The sequence below is a fragment of the Nocardioides zeicaulis genome (genome assembly GCF_042432345.1).
In the GTDB taxonomy this organism is placed as follows: domain Bacteria; phylum Actinomycetota; class Actinomycetes; order Propionibacteriales; family Nocardioidaceae; genus Nocardioides; species Nocardioides zeicaulis.
Genome location: NZ_JBHLXH010000001.1, coordinates 2,419,207 through 2,429,647 on the forward strand (window position 1 = coordinate 2,419,207; position 10,441 = coordinate 2,429,647).

Here is a 10,441-nt window from a genome sequence, read left to right on the forward strand (position 1 = left end):
GGTAGCGTGCGCGGGGCTCAGTCCTCGGCGGGGGCGGAGGACTCCTTGTCCTTGATCAGGTCCATGACCGTGGAGTCGGCGAGGGTGGTCACGTCGCCCACCTCGCGGTGCTCGGCGACGTCCTTGAGCAGGCGGCGCATGATCTTGCCCGAGCGGGTCTTGGGCAGCTCGGGCACGACCATGATCTGGCGCGGCTTGGCGATCGCGCCGATCTCCTTGGCGACGTGCTTGCGCAGCTCCTCGACGATGTCCTCCCCGCCGTCGCCGGCGGAGTCGCGGAGGATGACGAACGCGCAGACCGCCTGGCCGGTGGTGTCGTCGGCCGCGCCGACCACGGCCGCCTCGGCGACCTTCGGGTGCGACACGAGCGCCGACTCGATCTCGGTGGTGGACAGGCGGTGGCCCGAGACGTTCATGACGTCGTCGACGCGGCCGAGCAGCCAGATGTCGCCGTCGTCGTCGAGCTTGGCGCCGTCGCCGGCGAAGTAGAGGCCCTCCCAGCGCGACCAGTACGTGTCCTTGAACCGCTGGTCGTCACCCCACAGCGTGCGCAGCATCGCCGGCCACGGCTCCTTGAGCACGAGGTAGCCGCCGTTGCCGTTGCCGACCGAGCGGGCCTCGTCGTCGACCACGTCGGCGGCGATGCCGGGCAGCGCCTTCATCGCCGAGCCCGGCTTGCCGGCGGTGACGCCGGGCAGCGGGCTGATCATGATCTGGCCCGTCTCGGTCTGCCACCACGTGTCGACGATGGGGCAGCGGTCGCCGCCGATCACCTCGCGGTACCAGACGTAGGCCTCGGGGTTGATCGGCTCGCCGACCGAGCCGAGCAGCCGCAGCGACGACATGTCGTAGGAGTCGGGGATCTCGCGGCCCTGCTTCATGAAGGTCCGGATCGCGGTGGGCGCGGTGTAGAAGATCGTCACGCCGTAGTCCTGGACGATCTGCCACCAACGGCCCTTCTCGGGCGTGCCCTCGTACATCACCTGCGTCGCGCCGTTGGCGAGCGGGCCGTAGACCATGTAGGAGTGGCCGGTCACCCAGCCGACGTCGGCGGTGCACCAGTAGACGTCGGTCTCGGGCTTGAGGTCGAACACCTCCCAGTGCGTGAACGACGTGCCGGTGAGGTAGCCGCCGGTGGTATGCAGGATGCCCTTGGGCTTGCCGGTGGTGCCGGAGGTGTACATGACGTAGAGCGGGTGCTCGGAGTCGTGCATCTCGGGCTCGTGCTCGCTCGAGGCGGCGTCCACCGCGTCGTGCCACCACACGTCGCGCGCGTCGTCCCAGTCGACGTCCTGGCCGGTGCGGCGCACGACGAGCACGTGCCGCACCAGGTCGCCGGTCTTCGCGACGGCCTCGTCGACGGCCGGCTTCAGCGCGGACGCGGCGCCGCGTCGGTAGCCGCCGTCGGAGGTGATCACGACGTGGGCCTCGCAGTCGGTGATGCGCGAGGCGAGGGCGTCGGCGGAGAAGCCGCCGAACACGACGGTGTGCGGCGCCCCCAGGCGTGCGCAGGCGAGCATCGCCACGACGACCTCGGGGATCATCGGCATGTAGATCGCGACCCGGTCGCCCTTCTGCACGCCGAGGTCGGTCAGCGCGTTGGCGGCCTTGGAGACGAGGTCCTTGAGCTCGGCGTACGTGATGTCGCGGGTGTCGTCCTCGGGCTCGCCGACCCAGTGGAGGGCCACCTTGTCGCCGTTGCCGGCGTCGACGTGCCGGTCCACGCAGTTGACCGAGGCGTTGAGGGTGCCACCGACGAACCACTTCGCGAACGGCGGGTTCGACCAGTCGAGGACCTGGTCCCACTTCTGCCCCCACTCGAGGCGCTCGGCGGCCTCGGCCCAGAACGCCTCGCGGTCGGCGTCGGCGCGGGCGTAGGCCTCCTCCTTCACGTTGGCCCCGGCGGCCAGGGCGGCGGGCGGCTCGAACCGGCGGTCCTCGCGGGACAGGTTGGACAGGGTCTGCTCGGACAAGGCTCTCTCCTGGGATGTGCGCTCGTGCGGGACGGGGGTGACCCCCTCGCCGAACCTACTCCGGCTCGGCGAGGGGGTCACGGGACGTGCTCAGTGCGTGCTGGCCTGCTCCGCTCCGGCGCCGGTGAGGGCGCGGACCTCGAGCTCGGTGTACCTCTCCTCCGCGGACGGCTCCTTCGACGTGATCGTCCCGAGGTAGCCGAGGAGGAAGCCGAGCGGGATGGAGACGATGCCGGGGTTCTCCAGCGGGAACCACGAGATGTCGACGCTGGCCGGGAGCAGCGACAGGTTCTTGCCGGTGGCCGCGTCGATGCCCTTGCCGCTGACGATCGGGCTGAAGATCACCAGGCCGACCGAGGAGACCAGGCCGCCGTAGATGCTCCAGAGCGCCCCTCGGGTGTTGAAGCGCCGCCAGAACATGTTGTAGATGATCGCCGGCAGGTTGGCCGAGGCCGCGACCGCGAAGGCCAGCGCGACGAGGAACGCGATGTTGAGCTTCTGGGCCGGGATGGCCAGCACGATCGCGATCAGGCCGATGACGCCGGCGGCGATCCGCGAGACCCGGATCTCCTCGGCCTCGGAGGCCTGGCCGTTCTTGAACACGGAGTTGTAGAGGTCGTGCGCGACCGACACCGACGACGTCAGCGTCAGCCCTGCCACCACCGCGAGGATCGTCGCGAAGGCCACCGCCGCGATCACGGCCAGCAGCACCGCGCCGCCGGTCGACCCCGACCCGCCTCCCACGGCCTCCGCCAGGAGCGGCGAGGCCAGGTTGCCGCCCGACGCGGCCACCTCGGCGTACGCGTCCTCGTCGAGGAGCGCTGCGGCGCCGAAGCCGAGGATCAGCGTGAAGAGGTAGAACACGCCGATCAGGCCGATCGCCCACAGCACCGACTTGCGGGCGTCGCGCGAGGTGGGGGTGGTGTAGAAGCGGATGAGGATGTGCGGCAGCCCGGCCGTGCCGAGCACGAGCGCGATGCCGAGGGAGATGAAGTCGATCTTCGACGTGGTCGAGACGCCGTACTTCAGGCCAGGCTCGAGGAAGGCGGCGCCCTTGCCGCTGTTCTGCGAGGCGGTGCCGAGGAGCTCGGAGAGGTTGAAGCCGAACTTCGCCAGGACGAGCACGACGATGAGCGCCGAGCCGGCCATGAGCAGCACGGCCTTGACGATCTGCACCCACGTGGTGCCCTTCATGCCGCCGACGGTGACGTAGAAGATCATCAGCGCGCCGACGAAGAAGATGGTCAGGTTCTTCAGCCCGTCGCTGCTGACCCCGAGCAGGAGGGCGACGAGTGCACCCGCGCCGACCATCTGCGCGAGCAGGTAGAAGATCGACACGACCACCGTCGAGGTGGCCGCGGCCATGCGCACCGGCTTCTGCCTCATCCGGTAGGCCAGCTGGTCGGCCATCGTGTAGCGCCCTGAGTTGCGGAGCACCTCGGCGACGAGGAGCAGCGCGACCAGCCACGCGACGAGGAACCCGATCGAGTAGAGGAAGCCGTCGTAGCCCGAGAGCGCGATGGCGCCGGAGATCCCCAGGAACGACGCCGCCGACATGTAGTCGCCGCCGATGGCGAGCCCGTTCTGGAAGCCGGAGAAGCCGCGGCCGCCGGCGTAGTGGTCCGCCGCGCCGGAGGAGTTGCGGCTGGCCCAGATCGTGATGCCGACCGTCAGGGCGACGACGCCGAGGAAGAGGGCGGTGGTGAGGACCTGGTGGCCTTCCATGTCAGCGCTCCCGTCCGTCGTAGTAGCTGTCGGCCAGCTGGGCGGCGAGCGGGTCGAGGCGCGAGGTGCTGTAGCGGCTGTAGAGGTAGGCCAGGACGAACGTCGTGACGAACTGCAGCAGGCCGAAGACCAGGGCGACGTTGATGTTGCCGACGACCTTCGCGCTCATGAAGTCGTGGGCGAACATCGACATCAGGACGTAGAGGGCGTACCAGGCCAGGAAGGCCACGGTGGCGGGGATGACGAAGCGGCGGTAGCGCGAGCGCAGCTCCGCGAACTCGGGCCGCGCCGACAGCTCGTCGTAGACGGGGTCGTGGCGGGCGGCCTGGTCGTGGGCGTCTGTCACGTCAGGTGTCCTTCCGGGCAGGGTCACCGGGGTGTGACCGACGTCACCGTGGCACCGCGGGGTCGGTGCGCGGGAGGGGGCGCGGGCCACCGTTCGGCCGGAGGACGGCCCCGGTCGCCCAGCGGTCGGTGCGGCGCGACGAGCGGTCGCGGCGAGGCCGCACCGGCAGGTGGTGCAGAACGGGCGGCGGAGGTGCGAGGCTGCCGCCGTGGACGAGACGACCTCGCGGCGCGACGCCGCCCGCACGCTGGGCATCGCCTGGGTGCTGCTCACCCTCGGCGTGCTCGCGGTGGGGTGGCTGCTGACGCACCCCCTGGCCGACGCCGTCGACCCGTGGGACAACGACGTGAACCGGTGGTTCGCCGACCAGCGCACCTCCGGGCTCGACGTCGCGGCCGACATCGGCAGCAAGATCGCCGACACCGTCGTCGGCCTGGCGCTGGCCGCGGTGCTGGCGGGCGTCGTCTCGCGCTGGCAGCGCTCGTGGCGCCCCGCGGTCTACTACGCGGTCCTCGTCGCCGGGACGCTCGCGCTCTACCTCGTCGTCACGCAGCTCGTCCCGCGCGACCGGCCGCCGGTGAAGATCCTCGACCCCGGCCTGGTGCCCGACCACAGCTTCCCGTCCGGTCACGTCGCCACCGCGGTGGTCGTCTACGCCGGCACCGCGCTGCTGCTCGGCGCGTACGTCCCCCGCTGGCGCAGCCGGCTGTGGCCGCTGTTCCTCGTGCCGCTGGTCGTGGTGCCCTCGCGTCTCTACCAGGGCGCGCACCACCCGACCGACGTGCTGACCAGCCTCGTCTTCGCCCCGATCTGGCTGGGCGTCGTCGCGCGGGTGCTGCTCGCCGACGTCCGTCAGGCCGGACGCACCACCGAGACCGAGGGCACCCGGTCGGGGTCGTCGACGGGGTCGTAGCAGGCCAGGACGAGGGCCAGGTCGTCCTCCAGGGCGTGCCCGGTGGCCCTGGTGAGCGACTGGAGCAGGCCGTCGAGCGCGCCGTCGAGGTCGCGGCCGCCCATCTCGGCGAGGAACGGCTCGGGGTCGACGAAGCGGCCGTCGGGTGCGCGCGCCTCGATGAGGCCGTCGGTGAACAGCAGCATCCGGTCGCCGGGTGCGAGACGGCCGTGGAGGGGGGTCGGGTCGACGCCGATCCCGAGCCCGAGGGGTGGCGAGTGCTCCATCGCGAGCGGGACGACCAGGCCCGACGCCGGGAGCACGACGGGCGGCGGGTGGCCGCACGAGACGACGTCGAACGTCCCGTCGTCGCGGATGTCGACCAGCAGCGCGGTGACGAAGTCCTCGCCGTCGGGGAGGTACGGCAGGATCCGTCGGTCGATCTCGCTCGCGACGTGGGCCACGTCGTCGGTCCCCGCAGCGGCGGCGCGGAACTCACCGAGCACGATCGTGGCCGTGCGGACCGCCCCGAGCCCCTTGCCCCGGACGTCGCCGACGAGCAGCCGCACCGACGTCGGACCCGTGACCACCTCGTAGAGGTCGCCACCGACCTGGGCTGCGGTGCTGGCGGAGCGGTAGCGGGCTGCGAGGGCGACCGGCCCGGCCCGGGGCGGCGGCGGAGCCAGGATGGCGCGCTGCGCGGCGTCCGCGACGAGGGTCACGTCGGCGAGGAGCTCGGACTGCTGCTCGAAGGCGGCGGCCGTCTCCAGCGCGACGGCCACGCGGTCCGCCGCCGCCTCCAGGAACGCGACGTCGGCCGCGTCGTAGTGGCGGGCCGACCCCGCCTGGACCAGCGTCATCGTCCCGAGCACGCCGTCTTGTCCGCGCAGCGGCACGACCACCGCGCTGGTCGGGGCGAGCGCGCGCAGCGCGGCGCGGTGCTCGGGCCCGATCGCTGCGGCCTCGAGGAGGTGCGCCGGGACGTAGGGGTAGAGCTGGCTGCGCCCCGAGGCCTGGACCCGGGCGGCCGGGAAGACGTGGAGCAGCGCCTCGCCCCTCGAGCCGGTCTCGCCGGCGGTGACGGACGCCGGACCCGGCACGCCGTCGCGCACGAGCCGGACCGAGCACCAGTCGGCGAAGCGCGGCACCAGGATGCGGCCGCACTCGGCGACGGTGGCGGCGGTGTCGAGGGTCCGCGACAGGCTCATCGACATCTCGGCCAGCAGCAGCGTGCGCTGGCGGGCGGCGTCGGCGCGCTGGAGCTCCTGGGCGCGCTCGACGGCGGCCGTCAGCGCCCCGGCCAGCGAGTGCAGGAAGCCGTCCTCGTGGGGGGTGAAGAGGTCGGGCGGGAAGGTGAGGGCGAGCAGGCCGTGGACGCGGTCCTCGCGCTGCAGCGGGAGCAGGTGGAGGGTGCGCTCGCCGGTGTAGTAGCCGGCCAGGCCGGGGAAGCCGGCCACGATCTCCGCCAGCGAGCGGTAGTGGATGTCGCGGCGCTCGCGGACCGCCACCGCCCCCGGCACGTCGCTGGCGAGCGGGACCTCGCTGTACTGGTCGGCAGCCGAGCCCGCGCGTCCGTGCCAGGTGAGCGTGCGGAGCACGTCGTCGTCGTCGAGCGACATCACCATCGCCGAGGTCGCCCCCATCGTCGCCATGGCGTTGCCGAGGAAGCCCTCGGCGACCTCCTTGACCGTGCGGGCGCCGGTGAGCTCGACGGCGAGCGAGTCGAGCACGCGCTGGGCGAGCGCGGTCGTGTGGAGCAGGCGCCGGCGCCTCTTCTCGTTGGCGTACGAGCTCACCAGGGCGAGGGCGCTGATCAGCACGCAGGTGGCCAGCCGCAGGGCCCAGTCGCGCTCACCGAGGTTGTGGTGCCACGTGCCCGAGGCGACGGAGAGCAGCAGGCCGACTCCGGCCACGGAGGCCGTGCGGCGGGGGTCGGCGTAGACCGCGGCCAGCACGGCCGCGCCGCCGTAGGCGCCGTTGACCTGGCGGCCCAGCAGCACGTCGACGCCGAGGACGACCAGGAGCAGCGCGACACCCGTCCACCACAGCGGGCTGTCGCCCAGTGCTCGGGCTCGGGTGATCACACGCACCAGTCCTCGGGTCCACCGGCGCCCCGGCTGCGTACGGCGCCTGACGCCGGAAACAGGCAGCCGTCGTGTCCGATGGTAGGCGCTCATGGCCCCCAGTACCCGCACGCGGCGCCCATGCGGGCGCGACAGTCGTCACAGGACCCACCAGGCGCCTGACAGAGTGGGAGCCATGACCTCCTCGACCGTCGTCGTGACCGGAGCCAACGGACTCGTGGGCAGCCACGTGGTGCAGGCGTTGGCGGAGCGGGGCGCCGCCGTGCGCGCCGTCGTCCGTCGGGTGGGCACCGCGCCCGACCTCCCCGGCGTCGAGGAGCACGTCGGCGACTTCGCCGACCCCGCCTTCGCGGCGGAGGTCGTCGCGGGCACCGACGCCCTCGTCACAACCGTGCACCCGCTCGGCTCGGGGCGCGACGACCAGCGCCGGGTCGGCCTCGACGGGACGCTGACCATCGCGTCGGCCGCCACGGACGCCGGCGTCCCCCTGGTCGTCCACGTCTCCACCGCGGGCGTCTACGACCGCAGCCCCGGCGTGGGCGACGTCGACGAGTCGGGCGCGCTGGTGCCCGACGACGCCGACGACTACGGCGTGGTCAAGCGCGACACCGACGCCGCCCTCGCCCGCCTCGGCGGCACCACGCGCGTGCTGGTCCGCCCTCCCGCGATCCTCGGCGCGGGGGAGAGCTCGGTGTGGAACACCGTCCAGCCCGCGCGCATCCGCGACGACGAGGCCGCCCGCCACGCGATCGCGGACAAGTCCTTCGCCTGGGTGCACGTCGACGACCTCGCCGCCCTCGTCGCCGACGTCGCGACCGGTGCGATCGCGACCGTCGGCGACGACGCCTCGATCGGGCCCGTCGTGGGTGCGTGCACTCCCGTCAACGTGGCCGCCGGGCCCGCCACGCAGCGTGACTACGTCGGCACCGTCACCTCCGCGCTCGGCCTCGAGCCCACGTGGGAGGACGGGCCCGCGTGGACCGGGCGGATCCTCGCCGAGCGGGCGCGGGGCTGGGGCTGGACGCCGCGAGTCTCCCTCGACGACGCGCTCGCCGAGCTGGCGGACGGTCTGCGCTGAGCCCCCGGGCCGTCACCTCCGCCGACCTCGGCGCCTGGCTCGTCAAGGCGAGCGGGGCGTCGGCGGAGACCCGGGCCCACGCGGCGGACGGGTTCGCCGCCGTGACGAGCCGGTGCGTGCGGCCGTCGTACCGCACGGCGCTGGTGCGCCGCGGCCAGCGGGTCCTGCTGTGGGTCAGCGGGCCACAGCGTGACCTCCCCGCTGGCATCCACGCCGCAGGGTGGGTGACCGGCCCGGTCGTCGACGACCGGCTGCCGGTGCGGCTCGCCGCGCTGGAGCAGCCCGTGCTGCGCCCCGGCCTCCTGGCCCACCCCGCCCTCGCGTTGCTCGAGGTGCTGCGGATGCCAGCGGGGAGCAACCCGTCGTGGGTCACCCGGGAGGAGCTGGCCGCCCTCGAGGAGCTCGGGCTGCCGGCTGCCGGTCAGGCCCCCGCGTCGGAGTGACGCGGGCTGTCGGGGTTCTCGAGCGAGTGGCGGTAGCCGTAGGTGGCGTAGACCGCGAGCCCGATGAGGAACCAGACCGCGAACCGCTCCCACGTCAGCTGGGCGAGGTAGGTGGTCAGCCAGATCGACGACGCGACCCCGAGGAGCGGGATGAAGGGCATGCCGGGGCAGCGGAACCCGCGCTCGATCTCGGGTGAGCGGTAGCGCAGGACCACCACCGACCCGCAGACGACGGCGAAGGCGAGCAGGATGCCGATGTTGGTCAGCTCGGCGGCCTCGGCGATGGGGGTGAAGCCGGCGATGAGGGCCGAGCCGACGCCGACGATCCACGTCACGCGGGTCGGCACCTTGTGCCGGCGGTCGACGGCGGCGAACCACTTCGGCAGCAGGCCGTCGCGGGCCATCGAGAACCAGACGCGGGTGACGGCGAACATGAAGGTGAACATCACCGTCGCGATGCCGAGGATGGCGCCGACCGAGATGAGGGTGGCGATGCCCGGCAGGCCGACGTCCTCGAAGGCCTGGGCGAAGGCCGACTCGGAGTCGACCTGCGTGTACCTGACCATGCCGGTCAGCACGAGGCAGGCCAGGACGTAGAGCACCATCGAGATCGCCAGGGAGATGAGGATGGCCTTCGGGAGCGCCTTGCGCGCGTCGGCCGACTCCTCGGCGGCCGTGCTCATCGCGTCGTAGCCGAAGACGGCGAAGAACACGACGGCGGCGCCGGAGAAGACGCCGCTCCACCCGAACGGCACGAACGGCGTGTAGTTGTCGGTGTTGACGTAGAAGGCGCCGATCACGACGATCAGCGCCACCACGCCGACCTTGAGGAACACCAGGAACGACTCGATGCGCGCGGCGTTGCGCACCCCGCGCGTGAGCGCGAAGGCGATCAGCAGGCACAGCACGACGGCGAAGAGGTCGACCACCCGGTCGGGCTGCGTCGGGTCGCTGCCGGGCGCGCCCAGCATCCACTCGGGCAGGGTGATGCCGATCTTCTCGACGAGGAACGCGAAGTAGCCCGAGATGCCGATGCCGACGACCGCCACGATCGCGGTGTACTCCAGCAGCAGGTCCCAGCCGATGAGCCAGCCCACGCCCTCGCCGAGCACGGCGTAGCCGTAGGTGTAGGCCGACCCGGCCTTCGGGATCATCCCGGCGAACTCGGCGTACGACAGCGCGGCGCAGGCGCTGGCGATGCCGGCGACGAGGAAGGAGAAGAGCACGCCCGGACCGGCGTCCTCCTTGGCGACGGCGCCGGCGAGGGAGAACACGCCCGCGCCGATGATGCCGCCGACGCCCAGCGCGGTGAGCTGCCACAGCCCCAGCGCCCGGTCGAGGCCACCCTCGGCGTCCGGGTCCTCCGGCTCGATCGCGTCGATGGGCTTGCGTCGGAAGACGCCGTGGCTGCCGGTCCCGAGGATGCTCATCCTCGCAGGGTGCCACGTCCGGCTCGGGTGGCGCGAGGGCCGACCCGACCGGTCCCGTCCGCGCGGAATCAGGTCTGCGACCGTGCCTGGCGTAGGGTGGTGGTGTTGAAGGGACGGCCCCGGCCGTCCTGGCCGCGCGACATGGTGCGGCTCGTATCTCATGCTCCTGGTCTTCGGTTCGCTGGACATCAGCTCGGATGGATGTCTTCAGCGGCCGGCGGCACGTCGCCCCCGGCACCGAACAAGAGGAAAAGATCATGGCTCAGGGCACCGTCAAGTGGTTCAACTCGGAGAAGGGCTTCGGCTTCATCGCCCAGGACGGCGGCGGCGAGGACGTCTTCGTCCACTACTCCGCCATCCAGTCCAACGGCTACAAGTCGCTCGACGAGAACCAGAAGGTCGAGTTCGACGTCACGCAGGGCCCCAAGGGCCCGCAGGCGGAGAACGTCCGTCCCGTCTGACGTACTCAT

General features: G+C 72.3%; 9 protein-coding genes. 4 read left to right on the forward strand and 5 right to left on the reverse strand.

Annotated features, from left to right (window positions below):
* Positions 1 to 17: 17 nt before the first annotated feature.
* The 3 genes from acs to ACFFJG_RS11870 form a co-directional block, all read right to left on the reverse strand.
* On the reverse strand, positions 18 to 1,973 hold the full coding sequence (gene acs, locus ACFFJG_RS11860; RefSeq protein WP_378518933.1) for an acetate--CoA ligase: 1,956 nt from the start codon (positions 1,971 to 1,973) through the stop codon (positions 18 to 20).
* A gap of 90 nt (positions 1,974 to 2,063) precedes the next feature.
* Positions 2,064 to 3,698 (reverse strand): monocarboxylic acid transporter, encoded by a 1,635-nt coding sequence (locus tag ACFFJG_RS11865; RefSeq protein WP_378518934.1) that lies wholly within the window; start codon positions 3,696 to 3,698, stop codon positions 2,064 to 2,066.
* Position 3,699: 1 nt separating this feature from the next.
* Entirely contained in the window at positions 3,700 to 4,044 is a 345-nt protein-coding gene (locus ACFFJG_RS11870) for a DUF485 domain-containing protein (RefSeq protein ID WP_378518935.1), read from the reverse strand.
* Between the two features lie 208 nt (positions 4,045 to 4,252).
* Here ACFFJG_RS11870 and ACFFJG_RS11875 point away from each other — a divergent pair, with 208 nt between their 5' ends.
* Complete coding sequence (locus ACFFJG_RS11875) at positions 4,253 to 4,957, forward strand: phosphatase PAP2 family protein (protein WP_378518936.1); 705 nt, start codon at positions 4,253 to 4,255, stop codon at positions 4,955 to 4,957.
* On the opposite strand, the gene ACFFJG_RS11880 is transcribed toward ACFFJG_RS11875, so the two are convergent.
* Complete coding sequence (locus tag ACFFJG_RS11880) at positions 4,897 to 7,020, reverse strand: PP2C family protein-serine/threonine phosphatase (protein WP_378518937.1); 2,124 nt, start codon at positions 7,018 to 7,020, stop codon at positions 4,897 to 4,899. The genes ACFFJG_RS11875 and ACFFJG_RS11880 overlap by 61 nt on opposite strands.
* A 175-nt stretch (positions 7,021 to 7,195) precedes the next feature.
* Here ACFFJG_RS11880 and ACFFJG_RS11885 point away from each other — a divergent pair, with 175 nt between their 5' ends.
* Both ACFFJG_RS11885 and ACFFJG_RS11890 read left to right on the forward strand, forming a co-directional pair.
* On the forward strand, positions 7,196 to 8,098 hold the full coding sequence (locus ACFFJG_RS11885; protein ID WP_378518938.1) for an NAD-dependent epimerase/dehydratase family protein: 903 nt from the start codon (positions 7,196 to 7,198) through the stop codon (positions 8,096 to 8,098).
* A 116-nt stretch (positions 8,099 to 8,214) separates the two neighbouring features.
* Positions 8,215 to 8,541 carry a hypothetical protein gene (locus ACFFJG_RS11890; protein ID WP_378518939.1) on the forward strand — a complete coding sequence of 109 codons (327 nt, stop codon included), beginning with the start codon at positions 8,215 to 8,217 and terminating at the stop codon, positions 8,539 to 8,541.
* Here the strand turns inward: ACFFJG_RS11890 and ACFFJG_RS11895 are convergent.
* A complete protein-coding gene (locus tag ACFFJG_RS11895; protein WP_378518940.1) occupies positions 8,520 to 9,971 on the reverse strand; it encodes an amino acid permease in 1,452 nt (483 codons plus the stop codon). The genes ACFFJG_RS11890 and ACFFJG_RS11895 overlap by 22 nt on opposite strands.
* A 257-nt stretch (positions 9,972 to 10,228) precedes the next feature.
* Between ACFFJG_RS11895 and ACFFJG_RS11900 the strand changes: the two genes are divergently transcribed.
* Entirely contained in the window at positions 10,229 to 10,432 is a 204-nt protein-coding gene (locus ACFFJG_RS11900) for a cold-shock protein (protein ID WP_378518941.1), read from the forward strand.
* The last annotated feature ends 9 nt before the right edge of the window (positions 10,433 to 10,441 follow it).

Coding starts and splice junctions, on each gene's coding strand:
- ACFFJG_RS11900 (WP_378518941.1), top strand. CDS start 10,229: ATGGCTCAGGGCACCGTCAAGTGGTTCAACTCGGAGAAGGGCTTCGGC.
- ACFFJG_RS11865 (WP_378518934.1), bottom strand. CDS start 3,698: ATGGAAGGCCACCAGGTCCTCACCACCGCCCTCTTCCTCGGCGTCGTC.
- ACFFJG_RS11895 (WP_378518940.1), bottom strand. CDS start 9,971: ATGAGCATCCTCGGGACCGGCAGCCACGGCGTCTTCCGACGCAAGCCC.
- ACFFJG_RS11885 (WP_378518938.1), top strand. CDS start 7,196: ATGACCTCCTCGACCGTCGTCGTGACCGGAGCCAACGGACTCGTGGGC.